The organism is Nocardia sp. CDC159, assembly GCF_023740735.1.
GTDB lineage: Bacteria > Actinomycetota > Actinomycetes > Mycobacteriales > Mycobacteriaceae > Nocardia > Nocardia pulmonis.
Map to the genome: position 1 here is coordinate 174418 of NZ_JAMRXH010000009.1, position 23189 is coordinate 197606.

The following is a 23189-nucleotide window of genomic DNA, read 5'->3' on the forward strand; positions in this document are numbered from 1 at the left end:
TTCGTATGGCTCAGGGGGTCAGCGGCCTCCGGCGCGGCACCACCCGGCGGTGGGTGATCCGCCAGCCGTCGGGGGTGCGGCGGACGATGTCCTCGTAGGTGACGCTGGCGACGGCGCCATCGGCCCCAATGCCCAGGCCCTTCGAATGCACCAGCGCCGCATCGCCGTCCAGCGCCGAGACCACGACATTGGTCACATGATGCGCGAGCGGATTCCCGTCACCGAGTTCGAGGGCCATATCGCGCAGGGCATCTCGCCCGCGCACCAGCCCGCCGCCCAGCTCGGTCAGGTTGTACTCCACATCTGCGACGAACACCTCGCTCATCCGCTCGAAGTCACCCGCATCACTGAGATGCCCGTGCAATGCCAGCAGTTCGTGAATGGCCAGCCGGTCCGCAATCGAGATCGCCATGCGCGCCAGTATCACTCGACGGGCGGGGTTAGGGTGGGCCGGGACGGTATGTGCCGGTCCGATACCCGCCTGCTACCCGGAAGTGAGGCGTCATGGATCTGAGCTCGCACTATTGGAACTTCGCCACTCCGGCCGATCCCGCGCGCATCGCACGGACGCTCGCCGACAGCGCGCACATTGCCGAGCAGGCCGGGTTCGCGGGCTTCACCGTCATGGACCAGTTCTTCCAGAGGGAGCAGCAGGCGCCCGCCGACGAGCGGATTCGGCGGTCGGTGCTGGTGACCGGGCCGCCGCTGTCGTCCCTCGCCTGAAATCCATCTGATCTTCGGGTGGGTTTTCCCGCTCGGGATCGGGCTACCGCTGTAGCGAAAGCCGCCTTGACGGCTCGGGCGGCTCGGAACGGGAGAGGAGGCCGCGGTGAAGTCGATCGTGCACGCGCTGGCGTTGGCCGGGTCGATGACCTGGGAGATTCTCTGGGCGCTGATCCTCGGGTTCGCGCTGTCGGCGGTGGTGCAGGCCGTGGTGTCCAAATCCACGATCGTGCGGTTGCTGGGCGATGATCGCCCGCGCACGCTGGCCATCGCGTCGGTACTGGGTGCGGCCTCGTCGTCGTGTTCGTATGCGGCGGTCGCGCTGGCGCGGTCGCTGTTTCGCAAGGGGGCGCACTTCACCGCGGCCATGGCCTTCGAGATCGGATCCACCAATCTCGTCGTCGAACTCGGCATCATCCTGGCGCTGCTGATGGGCTGGCAGTTCACCGCGGCCGAATTCGTCGGCGGGCCGATCATGATCGTGCTGATCGCGGTGCTGTTCCGGATCTTCGTGCGATCGCGGGTGATCGAGGCCGCGCGGGAGCAAGCCGATCGGGGACTGGCCGGATCGATGGAAGGCCATGCGGCCATGGACATGTCGGGGCGCAGCTTCACCGCGGTCTCGCATGTCTTCGTCATGGAGTGGGCGGCGATTCTGCGCGATCTGGTCATCGGCCTGCTCATCGCGGGTGCGATCGGGGCGTGGGTTCCGAACTCGTTCTGGCAGAACTTCTTTCTGACCGATCATCCGGTGTTGTCGGCGATCTGGGGCCCGATCGTCGGCCCGCTGGTGGCGATCGCGGCCTTCGTATGCTCGATCGGCAACGTCCCGCTGGCGGCCGTGTTGTGGAACGGCGGCATCAGCTTCGGCGGCGTGACCGCGTTCATCTTCGCCGATCTGCTGATCCTCCCGATCCTCAACATCTATCGCAAGTACTACGGCATCCGCATGATGCTGACCATCCTCGGCACCTTCTACGTCGCCATGGTAGGTGCGGGCTACGCGGTAGAAATCCTGTTCGGCGCAATGGATCTCATCCCACAGCAGCGCCACGCCATGGTCATGGCCGAGGGCATTCGCTGGAACTACACCACCTGGCTGAACATCGTCTTCCTCGCGCTGGCGGCCGCACTCGTCATCCGCTTCGTCCGCACCGGCGGCCTCGGCATGCTGCGCATGATGGGCGGCTCCCCGGAGACCGGCCATGCCCACCATCACGACTGATCGCCATCGTGTTTCGTGACGTCATGACCATGGACGGCACGGTGACAGCGGGTTTCGAGGGTGTGCGCGCGGCCTGGCCTTCGCCCATGTCACCAACCACATCGTCGAGGGTGACATCGATCCACGCGCGGCCGAACTGGTCGCGGCGGTGAATCAGGTCGCGGCGTAATCACCGAGTGCGGGTTCCAGCAGGTCGAAGATCCGGTCGGCCTCCTGGATCGCCGTGCGCGCGACGGTCTTTCGGGATCGTCCCGCCGCGGTGAGCTCCAGCACCCGCCGAAACAGCAGACGAAGGGCCGCATTCAGCTGTGCGGCCGCGGCCCGGCGGGTCAGCTCGTCGCCGGGCAGCGCCTCGGCCAGGGCATCCTCGCGCAGGTCGTGCAGTTCGCGCAGCCGGGCGGTGAGGGTCGGGCTGTCGGCGATCATTCGGCAGAACTCGGGGCCGGAGAAGCCGGCCACCGCATCGAACCGCGTTGCCGCAGCGTGAAATTCCGCGCGCAGCGCGCTCAGTGCCGAGACGCCCACCGGCCGGGCCGCCACCGTCTCGGCGGGCCAGGCGACGAACCGCTCGTGGATATCGATCGCGAGATCCTCCTTGCGCGGAAAGTAATTCGTCACGGTCTTCTTCGCGACCCGCGCGGCCTCGGCCACCTCCGCGATGGTGGTGGCCTCGAAGCCGCGCTCGATGAACAGGCGGGTGGCGTGATCGGAGATCGCCTGGCGGGTCTCCTGCTTCTTCGCCTCCCGCAGGCCCGGGGGTGTGCTCATGGAGGAATCTTACCTCCGGCATAAATTTATCCTTGACCCACTAGGTAGTCTCAATATAAAGTTACATCCCATGTAAGTTTCAGCGGAAGGAGGTCGCATGCTGCCACGAAACAGTTGCTGAGCCCACTGGAAGCAACCCGCCCACTCCCGATCGACTGTCGAAAGGTGCCCTCGGTGCACAAGATTCATTTCTCCGCGTCCCCGGAGATCGTGGCGGCCGCCCGCCCCACCCCCGGCGCGGGGCAACTGCTCATCCGCACCGAGCTGGTCGGCGTCCACCTCGGACTCCTGCGCCTGCTGCGTTCGGGAGGCACCGACGCGGGCGCCGAGGTGGTCGGAACGGTCGTCGCGGTGGGACCCGGCGTCGACGAGGGCTGGGTCGGCAAGGCGGTCGGCGGCATCGTGTTCGAGGGTGCCTATGCCGAATTCGCGCTGGCGCTACCGCAATTGGTGGCCGAACTCCCGGCGGGCGTCGATCCGGCCGATGGCCTGGCCGTCGTTCGTGGCGGACTGGTCGCCCTGGGCGCGCTGCGGGCCGGGCGGTTCGGGGCCGGGGACTCGATCCTGATCTCCGGGGCGGCCAGCGGCAGCGGCCACCTGGCGGTGCAACTGGCCCGGGCATTCGGCGCGAAACGTCTGGTGGCAGCGGCCGGTTCGATGGACAAGGCGCGTTTCCTGGAGGAGTGCGGCGCCGATGAGGTCCGTACCTACGACCAGCTGGGCGCGGAGCGGTTCGATGTCGTGCTGGACGGTCTGGGCGGCGACTTCGTGCAGCGCGGAGTGGCATCCCTGGCGCCGCACGGCCGCCTGGTCGCCTACAGCGCGGGCGGGGGCAGCGTCGACGCGGGCAGTCTGCTCGCCGAATTGAAGACCGTCACCGGGTTCTCGATGGGGCTGCTCGGTCGCGAACGGCCCGAACTCGTGCGGGCCTATCGAGACGAGCTGTGGAATCTACTGGCGCAGGGGCGGATTCGACCTCGCCACACCGTATTCCCCTTCGATCGCATCGCCGAGGCGATGGACCTCGTCGCGGCCCGCCGCAATGTCGGGCGGGTGGCGGTGCGGGTCGGCGCTGCCGGATAGTCGCGGTTCAGCGCAGGTGATCCACCAGGGCGGTGTGGAATCCGGGATCGGCGACCGCGGTCAGATGATCGCCCGGCACCACGACCGACCGACCATCCGGCAGTGCGGCGGCCAGCCGCTCGGGCTCGGCGGCATACGGATCGTCCGCACCGGCGAGCACGAGCGTGGGCATGGCGATGCGGGACAGATCCTCGATGGGCGCCTCGTTCAGCCCGGTCGCCACCGCCGCGATGGCCTCGAGATCGGCCCCGAGCGCCTCGGCGAGGAAGCGGAACATCGAACCCGGCGGGGGTACCCCGGCCGCCTCGCCGCGCATGGCCCCGACCAACTGCTCGGCGGTGATCACCCGATGATCGATCCCGCCCAGATCGACCACGCCGCAACCGATCCCGCCCACCGCCAGCCGCGCCACCCGCTCGTCGGCGGCCGCGACCAGCAGGGCGATGATGCCGCCCATCGAATAGCCGACCAGGTGCAGCCGATCCAGCCCCAACTCGTCGAACAGCGCACGCACATCGGCGGCCATCGCCGACCAGGAGTACCGGGCCGGATCATGCGGCTTGTCGGACCGGCCGTGCCCGCGCGCGTCGAGCGAGATCACCCGCCGCCCAGCCGCCTGCAGCGCCGCCACCACGCCCACGCTCATCCAGTTGGCATTGGTATCGGCCACGATGCCGTGCTGCAGCACCACCGGAATCCCGTCGCCGGGCCATTCCCGGTAGCTCAGCTCGAGCCCGTCCCACGTTTTGAACTTCGCCACTACCGCACCGCCTGGGTCTGGGTCACCTTCGCGACGAGCCTATCGGCATCGTCGCGGATCTCGGTTTCGACCACGATGAAGGTGCGCCCGGCGTGCAGCGGACGCGCGGTCGCGGTGGCGAAGCCGGAGCGCACCGCGCGCAGGAAGTTCGTCTTCGACTCCACGGTTGTCGTGCCCTGCCCGTCCGCGGGCAGATTCAGATACGCGCATACCGCACCGGTGGCATCGGCCAGCGACATCAGCACGCCGCCGTGCAGCACGCCGCCCAGCGTGCACAGGCTCTGCGCCCACGCCAACCGGCTGCGCACCACCTCCGCGCGCTGCTCGAGCACCTCGACGCCCAGCTTCTCGGTGAACGGCATGGTCTGGTGGAACAGTTGCGTGCCCTCGGTATCGATCATGACCCAAGCCTGCCGAACGGCCGGGCGTCCGGTCGATTACCCGAGGGGTAATCGTCCACCGGCGCCCGGCAGGCGATTGCGCGTCGGGCACGCTCTCGGCCGGAATCAGCTCACCCGCGCGACGACGCCCCGGGGCAGCCACGGCAGCACGGCACCCACCGCCCGCCACGGCCATGCCGGTACGCGGGCGCGCACCGGCTCACGCTCGATCGCGGCCACCATGGCGGCCACGCCCTTGTCCAGCGGGACCAGCAGCCGAGCGTCATCCGCACGCGCCGACAGGTCGGTGGCGATGAAACCCGGCTCGAACTTGCGGTTGGTACTGTTTTAAACATGCAGCTAGACAGGGCATCCCAGGATGCGGCGTTCATCTACGTGCGAATTTCGAGGGATAAGGAGGGGGCTGGCCTTGGGGTTGAACGACAGCGGGAGGACTGCGAGAAGCTTGCGGCCGAGTTGGGCTTGACGGTAGCGGCCATCTACGACGACAACGACACGTCGGCCTATGCACTTCGCAAGCCGCGCAAAGGCTTCGACGCGATGAACAAGGCGCTGGAGGCAGGGGAGGCCACCAAAGTGCTTGTCTGGCACACCGATCGGCTCGTGAGGCGAACGGCCGAGTTGGAGTCGTTCATCGAGCTGTGTGAGCGGCACGGCGTCACGGTTCACACCGTGAAGGCGGGAATCCTCGATCTGTCGACGGCCACGGGGCAAATGATCGCGAGGGTGCAGGGTGCGATTGCGCAGCACGAGGTTGCTCGTGGGATCGAGCGCATGAAGGCCGCCAAGCGGCAAGCTGCGCTGGACGGTAAGTATCTGGGTGGTCCTCGGCCGTTCGGCTGGGAGGCCGGAGCAATGGAGTTACGGAAGAACGAAGCGAATGCCGTCCGCGACGGCGCGGTTCGGTTACTCCGAGGTGTATCCGTTCGGCAGATCACGCGTGAATGGAACGAGGCAGGGCTACGGACGTCGCGGGGAGGTAAGTTCTCGGCGCAACAGGTCCGCGCGGTGTTGCTTCGGAAGCGGAACGCCGGGCTGTTGGAGCACAACGGGAAAATCGTGGGCGAGGGCAACTGGGAACCGATCTTCGACATCGACACGCTAACGGCTGTGGAAGCGCTGCTGCTCGATCCCGAGCGTTCCAAGAACGTGACATTCGAGCGGCGCTGGATGGGCTCCGGCGTCTACCGCTGCGGCAGGTCCCGATGCCCCGGCCGTATGACCACGATCTCGGCCAATAAGGGCTCTGTCTCGACACGGTCCTACCGCTGCGAGCACTCCGCGCATCTCGCGAGGGTTGCGGAGCCTGTGGACGAGTATGTGGAGGCTCTTGTCCTCGAGCGCTTGTCGCGGGCGGACGCGGCGATCACCCTCGGCAGCGATGAAGAGATCGCAGATATCGACTCCCTGAAGGCTCGTGAGGCAGCGATCGTGAAGCGGCTCGACGATCTGATGGTGATGTTCAACGATGACGAGATCACCAGTTCGCAGCTGAAATCCGGTACTGCGCAGAAGAAGGCGGAGCTGGCGGAGGTCAGGGCCGAGATTGCGCGGGCGCGAGAGAAGTCGGTCCTGGCCAATCTCATTCTCACCGGTGATGATCTCAAAACCAGTTGGGACGGCCTGAGCGCTGATGTGAAGGGCAAGGTCATCGATGCGTTGATGACGGTCACGATTCTGCCGTCTCCGCGTGGCCGTAAGCCCGGTGGGCGCTACTTCGACCCGGCATGCATTCAGATCGAGTGGAAGGACCCGGCCGCGGGTGTCGCTACCTAGCCCGAAGTGGTACCGGCAACCGGCGCTGCGAGTTCGGTGCCGGTACCACTGTCGGCTTGTGTGGTGCGGCTATCTGTGGTTTCGGTTGGCCCAGTTCTCCAGTTGCACAAGGCCGTTCGCCCACTTCGCGGCCTGTTCCAGCCCGTCGGCGACGGCGGCATCGTATTGATCGCAACGGGCTTGCATTCGCGCGATACGGACTTCGTTGGCGTCGATCTCACTGCGAAGGTCGGCGAGAACGGTTTCCATCTCGCTGATGGTGCATTCACTCCACCGTTTGCCCAGTCGGGGCCACGTGATCGCGTCCAGTTGGCGTTCGCGGTCGGAGGCCGAGTGGTCGTTGGTCATGATGCTGCTCCCATGGTTCGGCAGGCGTGGTGACGGTCGAATCCGAAGCGGGGCGGTAGATCTCGCCCGCACACCGCGCACGAGGTGAGGTACTTGCCGCTGGTGCGGCAGCTGTTGCACAGCGCGGCGGAATCCAATGCCAGATCGTCGTGCGCGCGGCCGCAGACCGGGCACGCCGGTTCGGTGGCGGCGTCCACCGTGATCAGTTGCAGCGTTGGTGCGTTGTCAGTGGGGCCAGATTCGTGGGCGTGGCCCGACTGGGGATTGCTGCCAGTGGGGCCATCGTGTTTGTGCTGGTCGGGTCCAGTTGGGCCAGTGGGGCCAGTCGGGCCGTGTGTGGGCTGTGTGCGGCCCGGCTGGCCCGACTGTGCAGGCAGAGCCCAATGCGTTGTCCGGGGGAATCCGGACGTGCTGTAGACCACGCCGAGTTTCTTCGCCGCCCGCTTTACGGTGCGCTCGGCGATCCCTTGTTTGCGTGCCTCGGCTTTGACTTCCTTGGCGGCCGCGCTGCCCTGCTCGGTGAGGAAGTCCTCGAGCCATGCCTCGGCCTCGCTACGGTCGTCGCCGTCGACGTCATCGTCACCACCTAGCAGTTCGACGGCGTTGCGGTGGGATTCTCCGAGCCAGCGGAGCACCCCGACCTCAGCGTCTCCGTCATCGGTTGTGACACTGACGGATTCGATGACCGCTTCCATCGAGCGGATGTGGGAAGCCAGATTTGCCTTGGTATTGGACACGACCAGGTTCCCGGTTTCGTCGTCCTTGGCCATCGACAGCACCGAGCGCGCAACCTGAGACCAGGCCAGCGAACCAAGAATGAGTTTGCCGGTATCGGTGCCGTCGCGCTTGCCGAAGTGCACGAGACCGAGCACGGCGCAGTTCTGCCGGGCGGCGAGCTGGCTGATCGGCTCGAGGTAGGCGCGCACGTCGTTGTTGTCGTTGCCGCGCAGGTTCGACGCCATGGCCGAGGCTGCCGCATCCAGGACGACGAAGGCCACTTCGTTGGCGGCGATGATCTGTTCCAGCGCTGCGGTATCCAGCGGCAGGACCAGGGGCGCGCATTCGCTGGTTTCGGTGGCCACGTCGACGAACAACACCCGGTCCAGGTCCGCGCCCGCCGCCTGCAATCGTGGGGTGACGGTGTAGTCGCGGGCGTCTTCGCTGTGGACGTAGAGAACGTTTCGGGGTTGTCCGTACAGCGATCCCTCGAGGGTGCCCCGCGTGATCTGCGCGCACAGCGAGGCGGCGATGGTCGATTTGCCCAACCCCTCCCGCCCGGCCAGCAAGGTCAGTGCTCCGGCCGGAACCCAATCGGGGATCACCCACTCCAGCCGCTTGGTCTTCACCTCGCTGCCGCGCACCACCTTCAACAATCGGCCACCGGGTGACACGGCAACCGATTCCGCGGTGACCGATTCCATCGGGGCGGCAACGAATTCGGCGATGCTGTGTCCGGCTGCGATGTGGTCGGCGGCGTCCTTGCCGGTGCGTGCTTGCACCACGCGTACCGACTCGGCCACCTCGGACAGTTGCGCCGCGACCCCGGCGGCGTGCATGTAGCCGGGTTTGTCAGCATCGGCGACCACCACGACCGTGCGGCCCCGTAACGGGGTCCAGTCGAACAGGTGCGCTTTGCCCGCGCCGCCTGCCGAACACACCGCGACCGCGCCAACGGCTTCCAGGGCGAGAACGTCCTTTTCGCCTTCGGCGACGTACACCGTCGCGTCGGGGTGCGCGGACAGGTTCTCGACACGGAACAGGCTGCGGCCCTTCGTGTTCCCGGACTGCCGGAAGGTCTTGGCGGGGCTGCGGTGCACCCGCCGACCATCGGCGTAGTCGTAGGTGACACCCTTCGGGTTGTCGAACAAATCGGCATGCGCGAGCCCGACCGCTGCGAGGACATCGGGGGTCGGGTCGCTGTGGGAATGGATGAGCACCTGTCCGGCGGTGGCGGTCACGGCCACCGACCGATCGGCCACGCTGTGGCCCGGTGCCTGTGCGCAGGCGCGGCCACCGGACTTCACGTCCACGATCAGGCCGTGGGCTTGGAACGCGTCGATCACCCGATCGAAGGCGCTGCCGTTCGAATCAGCGTGTTCGGCATTTGGGCTCGTGCTACGGTGGGACACGGTTTTGCGAATATCCTTGCTGGTAAGCGGATGTTCCTTCGTCCCGGTCAGTGCGCCAACACCGACCGGGATATCTTTTTGCTCTGGAGTGATCACGCGGCTGCCTGCCACGTCTCCACCGATTCGACAGGTCGTGTCGGCCTGCGCGAGGTGCGAAGCAGAGCCGTAATGGCCTCGCGCTGGGTGGGACTCAGGGGCGGGGCCTGGTCCACCACGGCCTTGATGTGGGCCTGCATGTCGATCACGCCGCGTCCCCCTGCCCGTACATCCGCACCACCAGGGCATCCAGTTCGGCGGGGTTCACCTTGAGGTTGCGAGGCCCGACTCGATACCCGGTCAGCAGCCCTGCCTTGATCCACGTCCGGATGGTTTGCGAGGTCACCCCGATCCGCTTACCGGCTTGTCCTGTCGTCACGTAGTCGGCTGCCATCTCGGCCCCTCTCGATATGTAGTTGTCGGTTGGCATCGCACTCCTTCCCCTGCGTTGCCTCCCCCCATTCTTGGGGAAGCTGGCCAACTTGCAAGATGTTGTAGACGGGAAATGCGAAACGAGACGACAGCACACCTCGTGACGAGTTGCTCAAACCCATCTTCGGGACTATGAAAAACCCCTTGGAACCCGTATCCGGTCGAATCAACGGAGTGGTGCGGTGGCGGATTGACCCGGGGGAGGGGGGTCCTCCGGCCAGGGGCTCTGCCGGTGACTGGGCAGGTCACGAGCTGTGTCCGGCATTCATCTGCCCGCTATACGCATTTCCTTTGCCCCGTTTCTTCGCCGTGGAACAACCTGCAATAGATGAAAACACACTTTTCCGACACCATGCCGTACCCGCGGCGCGCACACCCCTCGGTTGGCCTATTGGCGGAAACGCAGGGAAATGTTCGGAAAGGATCGGAGATGACCGGAGGTGTCTCGAGATGACCGGAAGGGGCCGAACGCGACCGACCGAGTGTTTCCACACAAACGCATGAAAGTGGCGATCCTCACACGATAGGCAGCGGTTATCGGCCATGACCGCTGTCTCGAAAACGTTCGTTTACTGAGACAGTCAGCCTCGCTGAGGTCTGATCGAGCCGTCCTGCCGATACGGGTTGCCTTGCGTGTCTTGTAACCCTGTCTCACAACCATTAGTCTCAAAACCTGATACGTGGCGGGATTATGAGACAGGACGATCAGTGGCAGTCATCGGCTACGCACGAGTCAGCACCACCGACCAAGACCCCCAGCTTCAGCTCGACGCACTGAAAGCCGCTGGGGCAGAACGCGTCTTTTCCGACCATGGTGTGTCCGGCACCAAGACCGAACGGCCCGAGCTGGATCGCTGCCTGGACCACCTCCGCGACGGTGACGTACTGACCGTGTGGAAGCTGGACCGCCTCGGCCGCAACACCGTTCACGTCCTCCAGCTCATCGAGCAACTGACCGCACGCGGCATCGGGTTCCGCTCGCTCACCGAGGGCCTGCACACCGACGGCGCGATGGGCAAAGCGATGCTCACCATCGCCGCCGCCTTCGCCCAACTCGAACGAGACATGATGATCGAACGCACCCGCGCCGGACTCGCCGCCGCAGCCGCCAACGGCCGCAAGGGAGGACGGCCCCGCAAGCTCGACAACGCCGACGCCGCCAAGGCCCGCCGCCTCAAAGCCAAGAACGTGAGCGTGCCCGACATCGCAAAGATGCTCGGCTGTTCCCGTGCCACCGTGTACCGCTACCTCTCCGAAACCGACTGAAGCGAAATGCTGTGCCCCGGAAGGTGATCCGCTCGGTGGCTCGCTGGGTCGGCAGAGAGTCAACCGTTAGCGTCCGAAACTCCCGGGCCTATCGACACCCCCACCCCCGGGTGGGCGCAGAATCGGCCCGTGTACCTGAGGGGCGGCCACAGAGAGGAGTGGGCGGGTGGCGCGGGGGCGGGTACTGGTCAGTGCGCCAGGGCTGAGGCCAGCACACGCACCGCCCCTGCAAGCGGTTCGGACAAAGCGCGACTACGCCCGGTACGTGTCTCGGAACGCTTCACGCACCGTGGCCGCGTCCGGCGCGTTTCGATCTTCGATCCGTGAGACCACCTCAGACACACGCCAGTAGTTCGACGGGACCAGACGCCCGGATTCCACCGCAGCCAGCGCAACGTGTGCCGCTTCATCGGGCTTATCCGCTGCCACCAGAGCTAGGCCCAAATCGAGGTTTGCCGAAGCGATCCGACGCGGCCGAACGACGGCGGCACCGGTCAGATCGGCAAGAACGTGTCGAGCGTAGGACTCCGCCGCCGGATCACCGAGCCACGCCAATGTGGTCGCCACGTAGGCATCCGACTTCGCCGGGTCATAGCGAAAATGATGTTCCGGCCGATCAGGCACGCTTAGGCCGGACACTAACCGTGCCACGCGACGTAGCGCCCCGTATGTGCCCTTGCTGTCCCCGAGCCGCGCTAATGCACGTCCTTCCTGCGCAGTGGCTTGTATGAACACCGAACTGTCTTCCGGTGCCAAAGACTGCGCGGCGCGCGATAGCTCGGCCGCCGCCGCAAATTCCCCGTCCGTCAGTTGCTGCCACGCTCGGGTTTCCAGACACCATGCGGCGATCTCGCGGTGTCCCGCTTCGTCTGCGAGCTTCCACGCCAAGTGCCCTCGGGCCGCTGCGGCGGACTTTTCGCTCAGGTCGATATGGCATGTGCTGGCCAGCAGTGACAGCCAGCCGACCGTGACCAGTAATCGGCGGTGCTGGGTCAGGGTCTTCCGACTGTCTATCAGCCGTCCGGCATAGCCCAGATGCTCATGTATGCGCGCGAGCAGGTCCCTCGGCGGAGTCGTTGCGTAACCCGCCGCCAGGTCGTCTACGGCCAACTCCAACCGCTCGAGGGTGCCACCGCCAAGATCAGAAGCGGCAATCCGCTGAATCCATTCAGCTGCCGCTTGCTCACCATCGGCAGGTTCGACGAACAACCCCGAACCGATCCCCAGAGCATCGGCGTAGGCGGTGACGTGCTCGGGCTTGACCTGCCGTCGCCCAGTCTCCAGCAGTCCGAGCAGCGGCTTGCTGTAGTGCGTGCGCGCTGCAAGGGCGGACAAACTGAGTCCAGCTGCTTCCCGCGCGGCGCGCAGACGGGCACCGAGCGCAACCGAGTCCTCGTGACCGGTCTCCATTCCGCCATCGTAAACGCCTGTGTAGACGCTTGTAGACGCGAATTCGAATCACCTGCCGCGCCGCCGGAGTGAGGCTATAAAGAGGCCCCGATGCCGGGATGATCACCGTGTCGATCCCCGGTGTCGGGTGCCGTACCAATGACCGGATCGAATGACGGCAGGGGTGTACACGGTGGGGTTCAACTGGTGGCGAGAAGACACCGAGCCAGAGCGACCGAGCGTAAGTGTGCAAGAGGTTCGCGCCCGCATCCAACGGGAGACGGTCGCGGAGGGCTACTACCATGCGGCACCGAACCAATCGCTCACAGTCGACGAAGCGCATCGAATCACGCAGCAGCACAGGGATTGTGATTCCGCTGAGTGCCCGCGTAAAGCGTCGGCGTTACAGGTCTTGATCGAGGCGGGGAAGTTCAAGCCCGACAGCAGCCGCAACTACTGAAGACGTTCCGCGCCAGTCTCTTTCGCGCACTCGGGAGATTCGGTGGCACGGCACGAAATGAATCACGACAGCCTCGAAAGGGGGTGCTGATGATCGGGCCGGAAGACAACGACGACGCATCGGAGCAGTAGCCCGATGAACCACACTGCATAACCAACAGCTTCGCCATAGAGCAGCGCCTTCGGTCTACCGGCCGAACAGCAACGGACTCCGGCCGAGGGTGCTGCCTCGAACACATAAGGGGGACGAACTTCATGATCAATGCAAGGAAGGCTAGAACCGTTGTGCCTATGGCCGCGCTGACCGCTGGAACGGCGGTGGTTGTGTGGCGGGCAGATGTCCGGCACCTCGAGGGATTCCTGATCGGGGCGGCGGCCTGCCTGGCACTGGACTGGGTGGCCGAACGGCTTTGGGAGGGGGCGACGTACAGGTGAGCTGCGCGCCCTGGCTGGCCCCTATCGTGTTCGGCCAGGGTTTGCGGGGCGTCGCCCGCACGGATCGGTCACACTAACGTGTTCGGCTCGAATTCGGCGAAAGGGGTAGATGCGGTGGGTGGCGAAAGGCCGTACACAGAGGCCGAGCGTCAGCAGATGGAACGCGACCAGCAAGACCCGCGCTGGTTGGCTTGGGTGGAGCGCATGGACGAGGAACTGGCGAAGTTCCTGTCCGAAACAGTGTCGGACATGCCCGAGAACCCGTGGACAGCTGAGGGACTGCGGCGTGCCGAACAGGCGGCTTTGGAACGCTTCCCCGAGTCGGGGTACGAAGACCGCCCGGAGAACCGGGAACTTGTGGACCAGTTCGCGCGATTTCTGGGGGAAGTCTTCCGCAGGAACTTCGAAGGCGAGTGGTACAACGTGCCCGAATACGACGACGAGAACCGCAGTCGCGGCTTCGGCCCGGTGATTCAAGAGGGGTACAACCCGATGTACCTCGACGTCATCCCTCTGCTGGGAACGGCGATCGTTCGGCGTACCGGCGAGGAGTGGACCACGATCTTCGGTTACTCCCAACAGGACTATGCGAAATGGGTAGAGCATGGACGCCCGCCACTCGAGGAGTGGGTGAACCGGGACATCGACGACTAGGTGCAAGCCGGGGATACGCGGGGGGCTGAACTGTGGACCCGGACGACGAAGAACGAAGATGGAAGCGATACGTTGACCGAAAGTGGTTCCGAGGGGAACGCGCACGTAGCAAAGCGGACTACCGTCGGACTCGCGACCGGTTCTCTCGATCCCGTGAGTTCGGCAACTTCTTCCGGGACGGTATGGCCAGGCTTCAAGGGCTTACTGAGAAGAACGGCTGGAAGAAGGAAGTTCACGCTCGAACATCGCTAGGACCCCGTTACCACGACATCGCGTTACCGAAGTCTCGTCAGGCCAAAGAGTACAAGACCGGCAGGGTCGGCCCGGAGGCGTTGAGACAGCTGGAAAAAGATCGTTACCTGATGGCTCGCGGCTGGGTGATCAGCTGGGTACTCGCGCCCAACGTGGTACTCGACCCCAGGGTGCAGGCCGAGATGGACCGTCTGCGGGCTCGATATCCGAAAGCGTTTCAGATCGAGCGAGTTACGCATGAGCAGTTCCGGCAAGCTATCGCCCTCGGTAAGCAGATCGCGAAAGAGCGCGCTCAACGTGAGCGAGACGACGAGCTGGCGAAGACTCTCGACCAGACCAAGCGAAAAGAGCTGGAAGAGAAGAAGAGACAGCTCGCGAAGGACGTTGCCGAGCAGAACCGCCGAATAGCCGAAGCGCGCCAAGGCAACCAGGCGTTAGAGCTGCAAGCCCTGAAAGAGGCACAGGCGCGCATGTCGAAGACCTTGGAGGAGATCCGCACCCAAGAGAGAGCGCAGGCACAAGCCACGTTGAACGCGCTCGGTCTGAGCAAGGCCCAAGCGGAGGAGATGGCGAAGACGCTGGAGGCGAACCGCGAAGCCCAGCGCAAGGACGTGGTGAAAGGACTCGAAGCATTCGGGCACGTGGTGCAAAGTGAAGAGCGGGCACGCGCGGAGGAACAGAAGGTCCGCGAGGAACGCGCCAGAGCGATGGAACAGGCGGAGCGGACTCGCCAGGAGCAGCAGCGCGCCTTTGCCGCACGCGGTATGTCGGAGTTGGCTCAGCATCTCGACCTGATGCGAGGGGTAGCACCGCCAGGTGTGACCCTGCCGGGGATGGCCCCCGCACCAGAGGCAGTGCGCGGGCGAGCCGCCGAGCTGGCGCGCCAGAGAGAGCGAGGCATGAACCGGGAGCGATAATCGCCCAGCGATTTCGGGGTCGTAAAAAAATGGCCTGACCACCGCCGATGAGTCAGGGTGGGGGTCTGAATATTCGAGACCCCGTGTTGTCTGCGAAAACTCCCAAACCTGTACAGAGGCAGAGCCGCTATGCCCACCGCTCGAGCCGACACCCGGGTGAGGGGGCATCCGGCCCGGCCGTCGAAAGCACGGATGCGGATGCACCCCCCTTGCCTCGAATCTGAGCGCGTAGAAGGAACGCCACCGAGGCGTGGTCCGCCGGGCGCGGCGCAGAGATTCAGACCCCCAACCCCCCACAGGTAGCCGAGTGACGTGTCGGCTACCTGGGTCCGGGCGTGCTGTCAGCTATGCGCCCTCGGTGTACGGGTCGAACTTGCCGGACTTCATTGCCTGCATCTCGGGCTCTCCTCGCCTGGAGTCCTCCTGCTCGGCGGCCGCATCCTGTTGGGTGGTGGTCTGCTCTTCGTCGGCCGGTGTCGGTTCGCTGGTGGTCACTGCATTGCCTTCCGGTGGTCGGGTTCTACACCGATAACCGTATCGACTGCCCGACTCCCCGTATCTCGTTCGGCCAACCGGGATTCCGATCAAGCAAGGCGTGGAAAACGCAACGGATAGAGGCCGCCTATGCCGAGACAGGCGGGTGTTCCATGCCCAGGGGATACCCGCACAGGTGGCAGATCGCCGCGAGGCCCATGGAAGCGACAACGCCTCGGGCAATCCGGTTTCCAGGCGAGAGAGGCGCTAACGCTGTTTAACAGGTGTTTTAGAACAGTGCTACCTAGCCCATGGACGGCTCGACGGTGGTGACCGCGATCGGCTCGCGGCGTAGCTCGGTCGCCAAGCCGTCGCCGAGCGCGGACAGCGCGGCCTTGCTGGCCGAATATGCGGCCTTCTTGCCCGGCAGCCCGCGCACCGCGCTCAGCGAGGAGATCAGCACCAGATGACCGTCGCGCTGATCGCGGAAGATTTCCAGGGCCGCCTCGGCCTGAGCCAGCGCACTGACGAAATTGGTGGTGGCCGTGCGGATATTGGCATCCGCACGGCCCGTTCCCAGACGCGCGCCCTTGCCGAGCCCGGCGTTGACGATCACCCGATCCAGGCCGCCGAGTTCGGCGCGCAGCGCCGCGAACACGGCCGGGATCGTGGCATGCTCGTCGACGTCGAGCCGCCGCACGGCCACGGTGATACCCGGATGCTCGGCCACCAGTCGCGCGCGCAATTCCTCGAGTTTGTCGAGGCGGCGGGCGCACAACGCGAGATCCCTTCCGCGCGAGGCGAATTCGCGAGCCATACCCGCGCCGAGCCCGGAGCTGGCTCCGGTAATGAGAATTCTGCGCCTGGTCATGGCACGACGATAATGCCCGACCCGCGCCGACGTCGGTCAGGTGGCCATATCGTCGAATTCCCCGGCGCGGCAGCCCAGCACCCAGGCCCGCCACTCCGCGGGGGTGAACAACAGCGTGCCCGCCGAGGGGTGATTGCTGTTTCGCACGGCCACCCGGCCGTCGGCCAGCCGCGCGCATTCCACGCAGTGGCCATCCGGCCCGCTGAAGCTCGACTTGCGCCAACCGATATCGGAACCCTTTGCCATGCGAACGGCATACGGATCGGTCATGGTTACCTCCCAACGAGGGGTTGTAGGAGTAGGGCGAGAGCACCTTCGGAGAAGGCCGGAAATCTTTGGGATGAGGTAGGTTTTCCCCACGGCTGCCGTGCTAATCGCATCCTTACCGTACCGGCCGGTTTCTCAAGAGAGTAGACCGTTCGCCGAATTCGCAGACCGCTGCGCCGGTGGCCGGCGTCCGGGACCGGCTCGTTCGGCGTGGCGGGCTCGTGCCGACGATGTTGCCGTATCGGTGCCGATATGCCTTCGATGCGATCGACCGAGGCGCGAACAGCGGATACTTCCAAGCGGAGATGTTGCTCGCCGCCTCCTGGCCGCGGCGATCGGGGTCGGAGTCGCGCTCGAGCGTCGACGGGCGTGGCCTCGATGCGCCACCGAATTCAATTCGCCATATTCGCAAGCCAATTGGACTGTGGCGATACAAAGGACATGCGAGTCGTTATTTTGCAGCGCTGGAATTCGTTATTTGACGGACCTTCAGGAGATTCGTCGCGCGCCCGCCGACGGCACCGCCACGAAGGTGCGCGGCGCGGTGAAACCTTCCTGGTGGAAGCGCTGCTCGACCGATTGGACGATGTCGCGGGTGCGTCCGGTATCGGTCAGGGCGATGATGCTGCCGCCGAATCCGCCGCCCACCATCCGCGCGCCGTGCGCACCCGCGGTCAGCGCCGCCGCCACGGCGGCGTCCAATTGCGGGGTGGAGATTTCGAAATCGTCACGCAGTGAGGCATGTCCGGCCGTGAGAAGGGGGCCGATCGCCCGCGGGTCCCGCCCCGCGCGCAACATTTCGACCACGCCGAGGACGCGGGCGTTCTCGGTCACGATATGACGCGCCCGCCGGCGCAGCACGGGATCGTCGATTCGCTGGACGTCGGCGACCTCGGTGATCGCCCGCAGCGACCGCACGCCCAGGGCCGCGGCGGCCCGTTCGCATTCGTCGCGGCGGCGGGCATATCCGCCGTCGGCCAATTGATGCGGGGTATTGGTGTCGATCACCAGCAATTCCAGTCCGGCCGCGGCCAGATCGAAGGGCACCTGGGCCCGCGCGCCGGTATCGAAATCCAGGAACAGCGCGTGTCCGGCCGTGCACAGCACCGACGCGGACTGATCCAGCGTGCCGGTGGCCGCCCCGACGTAATCGTTTTCCGCCGCGCGGCCGATATCGATCAGCTCGGCGTTGGTGATCGGCAGCGCGAACAGGTCGCGCAGCGCGATGGCGACCGAGCATTCCACCGCCGCCGAGGACGACAGACCCGCGCCGACCGGGACCGCGCCGTCCAGACCCAGGACCACGCCGGGGATCCGGTGCCCGCGGCGGACGTATTCGTGCACCACGCCCAGCGGATAGCGCGCCCAGCCCGCCACCTCCGCGTCGGCCAGTCCCGAAATGGTCTGACAGAGATGATCTTCCGGATGCTGGCGCGAGCCGATCCGGACCAGCCCGTCCGCGCTCGCCCGCGCCGCGCACGTCACCACCTGTGGCAGCGCGATCGGCAGCGCATAGCCGCCGTTGTAGTCGGTGTGCTCGCCGATGATGTTGACCCGGCCGGGCGCGACCCAGACGCCGTTCACCGCACCTCCCGCAGTTCCGCCGCCACCGTCTCCGGCGTGGTGTCGCTGATGAACACCTGCATACCCGACTCCGATCCGGCCAGATACTTGAGTTTGCCCGGAGCGCGGCGGATCGAGAACAGCTGTAGGTGCAGCCACCAATCCGCACGCGGCGCACCAGATTTCGGTGTGGGCGCCTGATTCCAGGCGGCCACATAGGGCATCGGGGCGTCGAAGCGGTGCGCGAAGCGCCGCTGGATGTCCAGGTACAGCCCGGCGAAGGATTCGCGCTGGGCCTCGTCGAGATCGGGCAGATCGGGGACGCGCCGATGCGGGAACAGCTGCACCTCGTAGGGCCAGCGCGCGAACGGCGGGACGAAGGCGGTCCACTCCTCGTTGGCCGCGACCACGCGCACCCCGGCGGCGCGTTCGGCGGCGAGTAGATCGCCGAACAGGTTGGCGCCGTGCACCTTTCGATGCCGTTCCAGATTGGCCGTGATCTTGGCGACGCGCGGTGTGACGAACGGGTAGGCGTAGATCTGGCCGTGCGGATGCGACAGCGTCACCCCGATCTCCTCGCCGTGGTTTTCGAAGCAGAAGACCTGGGCGATGCCGTCGAGTTCGGCCAGTTCGGCGCTGCGCTGGGCCCAGACGTCCACTACCAGCCGCGCGCGAGCGGGATCCAGTTCGGCGAACGAGCTGTCATGCCTGCTCGTGAAGCACACCACCTCGCAGCGACCGAAGCCGTCGCGCAGCGGGGTGAGCGGCGCACCCGCCACGGTGTCAGCGGCGTCCGGGTCGGCCGCGGTCGACAGCGACGGGAAACGGTTCTCGAAAACCGCCACCTGATAATCGGATTCGGGGATCTCGGTCGCGCGCTCGGGCGTGGAGGGGCACAGCGGGCACAGATCGGCGGGCGGCAGGAAGGTTCGGGTCTGCCGGTGTGAGGCGATCACCACCCACTCGCCCAGCAGCGGATCGAAGCGTCGCTGCGAATGCGTGGTGGTCCGCGGCAGCTCACGGGTGTCGACAGCGGTACGAGTCGTCGGCTCGGAATCGAAATAGAGGATGCCCCTGCCGTCGGCGAGCCTGCGGCGCGTGATGATCACGGCGTCACAGTACCCCAGCAAATGTGAGCGCTCACATTGGCCTTGGCCCCCGGGTCAGTACTCGCTGCCGAACTGTCCGCCCGGACCGTACGAGCCGGTATTCGGCGGCGGCGGGACCTTGATCCAGGCGCCGCAGTTGGTGCTGGCGAAGGCGACGTCGGTGGGCTTGATCAGCACCCGGACGGGGGTGGAGTAGGTGAAGTCGCTGGCGATGATGTAGTGATTGGGATCGGCGTAGTCGCCCGGCTGCTGAATATGGCGCAGCCGACGCCAGAAACAGCCGTGATTCGGGTCGTTGGTTCCGGGCGCCTGGTAAATGCCGGGCTGGATGTCGACACCCACCCGATACAGCCCGTCGCCGGGTATCGTTGCCGGATCGGCGGCCGCGAATCCGGCGCCGAGCATGGTGGCCGCGGCGGCCGTGGCCCCCGCGATGGCGAGCGTGCGTGCGCGCACGACGGTCCTCCTCGAACTGATGTTCCGGGCCCTGATCGGCCCGCGGAAGTCCCCGCGTCTTCCGCGCACGGGTCTATCAGAATCGACCGAACCGTTTGGTCGAAATCGGAAAATAACGCGGCGAAAAAATTCCTCGCGTGCGGCCGATGTCGTTCCGGACTCGGGTCGCGATATGTCTGACATGAGAGGTCTTCGGCCCGTTCCTCCGGACAGCGATCCGGCCTGTGGCACCCGGTGCGCGCGCCTGTGCACCGACGACGGGCTCGCGGCCGTGTTGGCCGCGGACCAGGCGCTGCTGCACTGGCGGGCGACTCGTCGGCTGGGCGATGCCGGGCTGGCCGAACACGCCGTGCAGGAGACCCTGCTGCGGGCCTGGCGCAGTTGCGCCACCTACGACCCGGACAAGGGCAGTGTGCGGACATGGCTGCTGACGATCGAGCGCAATGTGCTCACCGATATCGGTCGCATGCGGGCCGTACGGCCGGCCGAGGCCAGCTGGGACGAGCTCGTCGATGCCGATACCCGGTGGGCGGGACCGGATTTCGCCGAGGCGCTGACCGACGGACTGTTGGTCGCGGACCTGCTGGCCGGTCTGCCGGATGCTCAGCGCGACGCGGTCGTGCAGGTGATCCTGCGCGATCGGGCCTATCAGGACGTGGCGGCGGATCTCGGTGTTCCGGTGGGCACGGTCAAGACCCGGGTGCACTACGCCCTGCGGTCGCTGCGGAGGCTGCCGCTGGGCGCGTGAGTGCTGATCGACTGCGCCGCCTGCTCTTCCGGCACCGCCGACGTATCGATAGCTCGAGATGTGCTGACGCGAGTCTCGGAGGTTCCGATCGGGTGGGGAGGCCGTAGGTGACGCGGTCGTCACTCGGCCGGTCACCGGATCGTTCCCGATCTCTCCACCACCTGGACACAGCTGAGGTGTCGGGCCGGTGCGGTGTCGGTCGGTGCGATCACCGCCCATGTCACGGCAGCCGCTACCGCCCGGACGGCAGCGTCACCGCCGGTCCCGCTGCGCGGCGGCTCGACACGCGGGCGATACGGGGGAGGGGATCGGATTCTGCGCGCGTGAGCGATGGATTTGCCTTCCGGGCGCCGCCGGACAGCAGTAACGGTTCAGTAACTGTGCTTGCCTGTGCGATACTGCCGTTGTCAGAGTGAACCACTGGGTTTGGTGTTACTAGTGGGAAGGGAGGGGTGCTCCCACCCGGGAGTGCCGTCCGCACATGAAACAGCCAAGCGTCATCAGGTCCGGTCTCTGCCTCGCCGTCGGAGCGACGGCCCTCGCCGCCGCGGTCCCGGCGGCCGCCCTCGCCGATCCGTCGGCGGATACCCCACCCTCGGCGGTGATGGGGACGAGACTCGCGGGCAAGACAGTATTCCTCGACCCCGGCCATCAGGGGCCCAACCACACCGAGAACCTCGAACGTCAGGTCTCCGACGGGCGCGGCGGCACGAAGGCCTGCCAGACCACCGGCATGACCACGCTGCACGGGGTTCCGGAGCACACCATCAACTGGAACGTCGCCCAGATGGTCAAGCAGTCGCTCGAGGCGCTGGGCGCCCGCGTGGTGCTGAGCCGACCGGACGATACCGGCTGGGGCGGCTGTGTCGACGAGCGTGCGGCGGCGGCGAACGCCTCCGGCGCCGATATCGCCATGAGCATCCACGCCGACGGCGCGCCCGGCGGCGATCGCGGCTTCCACCTGATCGTCCCGCAGCTGCCGATTCCGGACGCCAAGGCCGACCAGGTCCAGTCCACCGCTGGCCTCGCCGCGACCCGGGCCATGCGCGACGCCTATCTGCACGCCGGTTTCCCGGCCGCCACCTACGCGGGCACGATCGACGGCCTGCAGACCCGCGCCGATATCGCGGACCCCGCCCTGACGCAGGTCCCCGAGGTCTTCCTGGAAATGGGCAACGGCGCCAACCCCGAGGACGCGGCCCTGCTCGAATCCCCCGAGGGCCGCCTGCGCCACGCCATCGCCATCACCACCGGCCTGGTGAGCTACCTCCTCGACATCCCGGTCGACCCCGCCACCGCCCGCACCCCCGAACCGGCCCCGGTGGTCGACCCGGGCCCCGCGGCCGCCCAGCCGAACGGCACCGCCGCTCCGGGATTCGCTGCCGGGCGCAGCGATACGCCCCCGCCCGCCCCCGCGCCGGGCGGCCCGGGAGCCGTTGCGGGACAAGCGAATAAGCTTCCGGGTGGCGCCGCCGCACCGGGGGTCGCCGCGGGACAGACCGGTACTCCGAGTGGTGTGGTTGCCTCGGTGCCGAGTGGTGTCCCGAGTTCGGGAGTCGTCGTGGGACAGCCCGATACGCTGCCGGGAGCGGGTGCCGCCCCCCTGCCAGGTGGTGTCGCCGGTCCGGGAGTGGCCGCGGGACAGGTTGATACGCCGCCGGGTGCGGGTGTCGCGCCCTCGTCGGGTGTCGCCGATCCGGGAGCCGTGATCGTCCCCGCGCCGGTTGGTGCCCCCGCCGCGGGGCAAACCGATATGCGGTCGAGTGCGGCTGTCGCACCCGCGCCGGGTGGTGTTCCCGGTTCGGGGGCTGCCGCGGGGCAGGCCGACGGGCTTCCGGGTGCGGTCGTCGCTCCCGCGCCGAACGGCACCGGCGTGCCGGGAGCGGCGGCGGGACAGGGTGATTCGTATCCGAGTGGGCAGGTGCCCGCCGGTGCTTCCGGGCAGATCGCTCCGCTTCCGGGGGCGCAGGCCGCGCCCGGCGGTGCCGCGCAGGTCCCAGCACCCGTGCCGGGGGTGATCGTGCCCGGGGCGGGTGTGGCGACTCCGGATGCGGCGCTGCCGGGTGTGGCGGACGCGCTGCCGTCCGACGGCTACGGTCTCGGTGGATCGGCGCCCACGGGCGCCGGATCCAATGTGCCGCTGCCGCCGACCGGTTCGCAGGGCGGTCGGCAGATCGCTCCCGCTCCGGCCGGGGCGATTCCGGCCGATCCGCGGGAATGGGCGCGCGCTGTGCCGAATACGTCGCCGGGGACCGCGCCGTCGGCTCCCGGCGGATACGCGCAGCAGGCTCCGGGTGGATATCCGGCTCCGGTCGCGCCGGGTGCTCCGGCCGCGCCCGGATATCAGGCGATGCCGGGAACCCAACCCATGCCCGGGACCCAGGCCCTGCCCGGGACCCAGGCCCTGCCCGGCACCCAGGGACAGCCGGGCACCCAGGGGCTGGGCACCCAGACGCAGCCCGGAACCGGGACCACGACCCCGGACACCACGGCCGCGATGGGCACGCTGGTGACCACGGCCATGCATCTGCTGCTGCCGCTGGCCAAATCGCTGGGGCTCGGCGATGCGGCCACCAATGCCGAGCTGATCAATCTCGCCTACAACCTGGTCGCCACGCTCATCTCCCCGTGGGTGAAATAGCGCCGGT

The 23189-nt window shown here is 66.7% G+C and carries 23 protein-coding genes and 1 pseudogene; 9 read left to right on the forward strand and 15 right to left on the reverse strand.

Annotated features, from left to right (window positions below; translation table 11 throughout):
• Positions 1 to 10: 10 nt before the first annotated feature.
• A complete protein-coding gene (locus tag NDR87_RS21045; protein WP_251914731.1) occupies positions 11 to 412 on the reverse strand; it encodes a nuclear transport factor 2 family protein in 402 nt (133 codons plus the stop codon).
• A 92-nt stretch (positions 413 to 504) separates the two neighbouring features.
• Between NDR87_RS21045 and NDR87_RS21050 the strand changes: the two genes are divergently transcribed.
• Together NDR87_RS21050 and NDR87_RS21055 are read left to right on the forward strand one after the other, a co-directional pair.
• Positions 505 to 723: a hypothetical protein gene (locus NDR87_RS21050; RefSeq protein WP_251914732.1), complete on the forward strand. Its 219-nt coding sequence runs from the start codon at positions 505 to 507 to the stop codon at positions 721 to 723.
• Positions 724 to 829: 106 nt separating this feature from the next.
• Positions 830 to 1948, forward strand: a complete 1119-nt coding sequence (locus NDR87_RS21055; protein WP_308212122.1) for a permease — start codon at positions 830 to 832, stop codon at positions 1946 to 1948.
• A 153-nt stretch (positions 1949 to 2101) separates the two neighbouring features.
• Here NDR87_RS21055 and NDR87_RS21060 read toward each other — a convergent pair whose 3' ends face one another.
• On the reverse strand, positions 2102 to 2716 hold the full coding sequence (locus NDR87_RS21060; RefSeq protein ID WP_251914733.1) for a TetR/AcrR family transcriptional regulator: 615 nt from the start codon (positions 2714 to 2716) through the stop codon (positions 2102 to 2104).
• Between the two features lie 174 nt (positions 2717 to 2890).
• On the opposite strand from NDR87_RS21060, the gene NDR87_RS21065 reads away from it, so the two are divergent.
• A complete protein-coding gene (locus NDR87_RS21065) occupies positions 2891 to 3799 on the forward strand; it encodes a zinc-binding dehydrogenase (RefSeq protein WP_251914734.1) in 909 nt (302 codons plus the stop codon).
• Between the two features lie 7 nt (positions 3800 to 3806).
• Here the strand turns inward: NDR87_RS21065 and NDR87_RS21070 are convergent, their stop codons facing one another.
• The 3 genes from NDR87_RS21070 to NDR87_RS37420 form a co-directional block, all read right to left on the reverse strand.
• Entirely contained in the window at positions 3807 to 4559 is a 753-nt protein-coding gene (locus tag NDR87_RS21070) for an alpha/beta hydrolase (RefSeq protein WP_251914735.1), read from the reverse strand.
• Entirely contained in the window at positions 4559 to 4960 is a 402-nt protein-coding gene (locus tag NDR87_RS21075; protein WP_251914736.1) for a PaaI family thioesterase, read from the reverse strand. Before NDR87_RS21075 ends, NDR87_RS21070 begins: the two co-directional genes overlap by 1 nt.
• A gap of 105 nt (positions 4961 to 5065) precedes the next feature.
• Positions 5066 to 5191 carry a hypothetical protein gene (locus tag NDR87_RS37420; RefSeq protein WP_286013819.1) on the reverse strand — a complete coding sequence of 42 codons (126 nt, stop codon included), beginning with the start codon at positions 5189 to 5191 and terminating at the stop codon, positions 5066 to 5068.
• Between the two features lie 102 nt (positions 5192 to 5293).
• Here NDR87_RS37420 and NDR87_RS21080 point away from each other — a divergent pair, with 102 nt between their 5' ends.
• Positions 5294 to 6736 (forward strand): recombinase family protein, encoded by a 1443-nt coding sequence (locus NDR87_RS21080; protein WP_251914737.1) that lies wholly within the window; start codon positions 5294 to 5296, stop codon positions 6734 to 6736.
• Positions 6737 to 6805: 69 nt separating this feature from the next.
• On the opposite strand, the gene NDR87_RS21085 is transcribed toward NDR87_RS21080, so the two are convergent.
• From NDR87_RS21085 to NDR87_RS21095, 3 genes are all read right to left on the reverse strand, one after another.
• Entirely contained in the window at positions 6806 to 7084 is a 279-nt protein-coding gene (locus NDR87_RS21085) for a DUF724 domain-containing protein (protein ID WP_251914738.1), read from the reverse strand.
• Positions 7081 to 9324 (reverse strand): AAA family ATPase, encoded by a 2244-nt coding sequence (locus tag NDR87_RS21090; protein ID WP_251914739.1) that lies wholly within the window; start codon positions 9322 to 9324, stop codon positions 7081 to 7083. The genes NDR87_RS21085 and NDR87_RS21090 overlap by 4 nt, the downstream gene beginning before the upstream one ends.
• A gap of 130 nt (positions 9325 to 9454) precedes the next feature.
• Positions 9455 to 9643, reverse strand: coding sequence for a helix-turn-helix domain-containing protein (locus tag NDR87_RS21095; protein WP_251914740.1), 189 nt, complete (start codon positions 9641 to 9643; stop codon positions 9455 to 9457).
• Between the two features lie 746 nt (positions 9644 to 10389).
• Between NDR87_RS21095 and NDR87_RS21100 the strand changes: the two genes are divergently transcribed.
• Positions 10390 to 10947: a recombinase family protein gene (locus NDR87_RS21100; RefSeq protein ID WP_251914741.1), complete on the forward strand. Its 558-nt coding sequence runs from the start codon at positions 10390 to 10392 to the stop codon at positions 10945 to 10947.
• 252 nt (positions 10948 to 11199) lie between these two features.
• Here the strand turns inward: NDR87_RS21100 and NDR87_RS21105 are convergent, their stop codons facing one another.
• Positions 11200 to 12357, reverse strand: coding sequence for a helix-turn-helix domain-containing protein (locus tag NDR87_RS21105; RefSeq protein ID WP_251914742.1), 1158 nt, complete (start codon positions 12355 to 12357; stop codon positions 11200 to 11202).
• A 1029-nt stretch (positions 12358 to 13386) separates the two neighbouring features.
• On the opposite strand from NDR87_RS21105, the gene NDR87_RS21110 reads away from it, so the two are divergent.
• Positions 13387 to 13884: a hypothetical protein gene (locus NDR87_RS21110; RefSeq protein ID WP_251914743.1), complete on the forward strand. Its 498-nt coding sequence runs from the start codon at positions 13387 to 13389 to the stop codon at positions 13882 to 13884.
• Positions 13885 to 14066: 182 nt separating this feature from the next.
• Positions 14067 to 15053: a hypothetical protein gene (locus NDR87_RS21115; RefSeq protein WP_251914744.1), complete on the forward strand. Its 987-nt coding sequence runs from the start codon at positions 14067 to 14069 to the stop codon at positions 15051 to 15053.
• Between the two features lie 345 nt (positions 15054 to 15398).
• Here the strand turns inward: NDR87_RS21115 and NDR87_RS21120 are convergent, their stop codons facing one another.
• From NDR87_RS21120 to NDR87_RS21145, 6 genes and pseudogenes are all read right to left on the reverse strand, one after another.
• Positions 15399 to 15548: a hypothetical protein gene (locus NDR87_RS21120; protein ID WP_251914745.1), complete on the reverse strand. Its 150-nt coding sequence runs from the start codon at positions 15546 to 15548 to the stop codon at positions 15399 to 15401.
• A gap of 295 nt (positions 15549 to 15843) precedes the next feature.
• Positions 15844 to 16398: pseudogene (locus NDR87_RS21125) on the reverse strand (SDR family oxidoreductase); the annotation flags it as partial.
• Positions 16399 to 16434: 36 nt separating this feature from the next.
• The gene (locus NDR87_RS21130) at positions 16435 to 16668 is read right to left on the reverse strand and encodes a DUF397 domain-containing protein (RefSeq protein ID WP_251914746.1); all 234 of its coding nucleotides are present in this window, start codon (positions 16666 to 16668) and stop codon (positions 16435 to 16437) included.
• Positions 16669 to 17154: 486 nt separating this feature from the next.
• A complete protein-coding gene (gene galK / locus NDR87_RS21135; RefSeq protein WP_251914747.1) occupies positions 17155 to 18249 on the reverse strand; it encodes a galactokinase in 1095 nt (364 codons plus the stop codon).
• Positions 18246 to 19337, reverse strand: a complete 1092-nt coding sequence (gene galT, locus NDR87_RS21140; RefSeq protein WP_251914748.1) for a galactose-1-phosphate uridylyltransferase — start codon at positions 19335 to 19337, stop codon at positions 18246 to 18248. The genes galK and galT overlap by 4 nt, the downstream gene beginning before the upstream one ends.
• 54 nt (positions 19338 to 19391) lie before the next feature.
• On the reverse strand, positions 19392 to 19793 hold the full coding sequence (locus NDR87_RS21145) for a hypothetical protein (RefSeq protein WP_251914749.1): 402 nt from the start codon (positions 19791 to 19793) through the stop codon (positions 19392 to 19394).
• Between the two features lie 172 nt (positions 19794 to 19965).
• Here NDR87_RS21145 and NDR87_RS21150 point away from each other — a divergent pair, with 172 nt between their 5' ends.
• Together NDR87_RS21150 and NDR87_RS37920 are read left to right on the forward strand one after the other, a co-directional pair.
• The gene (locus NDR87_RS21150; protein ID WP_251914750.1) at positions 19966 to 20541 is read left to right on the forward strand and encodes a sigma-70 family RNA polymerase sigma factor; all 576 of its coding nucleotides are present in this window, start codon (positions 19966 to 19968) and stop codon (positions 20539 to 20541) included.
• 481 nt (positions 20542 to 21022) lie between these two features.
• Entirely contained in the window at positions 21023 to 23182 is a 2160-nt protein-coding gene (locus tag NDR87_RS37920) for an N-acetylmuramoyl-L-alanine amidase (protein WP_372494248.1), read from the forward strand.
• The last annotated feature ends 7 nt before the right edge of the window (positions 23183 to 23189 follow it).

Excerpts from the sequence above, each read along its gene's own strand:
- NDR87_RS21045 (WP_251914731.1), bottom strand. The coding sequence starts at position 412 with ATGGCGATCTCGATTGCGGACCGGCTGGCCATTCACGAACTGCTGGCA.
- NDR87_RS21085 (WP_251914738.1), bottom strand. The coding sequence starts at position 7,084 with ATGACCAACGACCACTCGGCCTCCGACCGCGAACGCCAACTGGACGCG.
- NDR87_RS21105 (WP_251914742.1), bottom strand. The coding sequence starts at position 12,357 with ATGGAGACCGGTCACGAGGACTCGGTTGCGCTCGGTGCCCGTCTGCGC.
- NDR87_RS21060 (WP_251914733.1), bottom strand. The coding sequence starts at position 2,716 with ATGAGCACACCCCCGGGCCTGCGGGAGGCGAAGAAGCAGGAGACCCGC.
- NDR87_RS37920 (WP_372494248.1), top strand. The coding sequence starts at position 21,023 with ATGAAACAGCCAAGCGTCATCAGGTCCGGTCTCTGCCTCGCCGTCGGA.
- NDR87_RS21115 (WP_251914744.1), top strand. The coding sequence starts at position 14,067 with ATGGCCAGGCTTCAAGGGCTTACTGAGAAGAACGGCTGGAAGAAGGAA.
- NDR87_RS21130 (WP_251914746.1), bottom strand. The coding sequence starts at position 16,668 with ATGACCGATCCGTATGCCGTTCGCATGGCAAAGGGTTCCGATATCGGT.
- NDR87_RS21110 (WP_251914743.1), top strand. The coding sequence starts at position 13,387 with ATGGAACGCGACCAGCAAGACCCGCGCTGGTTGGCTTGGGTGGAGCGC.
- NDR87_RS21095 (WP_251914740.1), bottom strand. The coding sequence starts at position 9,643 with ATGGCAGCCGACTACGTGACGACAGGACAAGCCGGTAAGCGGATCGGG.
- NDR87_RS21150 (WP_251914750.1), top strand. The coding sequence starts at position 19,966 with ATGTCTGACATGAGAGGTCTTCGGCCCGTTCCTCCGGACAGCGATCCG.
- NDR87_RS21080 (WP_251914737.1), top strand. The coding sequence starts at position 5,294 with ATGCAGCTAGACAGGGCATCCCAGGATGCGGCGTTCATCTACGTGCGA.
- NDR87_RS21075 (WP_251914736.1), bottom strand. The coding sequence starts at position 4,960 with ATGATCGATACCGAGGGCACGCAACTGTTCCACCAGACCATGCCGTTC.
- NDR87_RS21050 (WP_251914732.1), top strand. The coding sequence starts at position 505 with ATGGATCTGAGCTCGCACTATTGGAACTTCGCCACTCCGGCCGATCCC.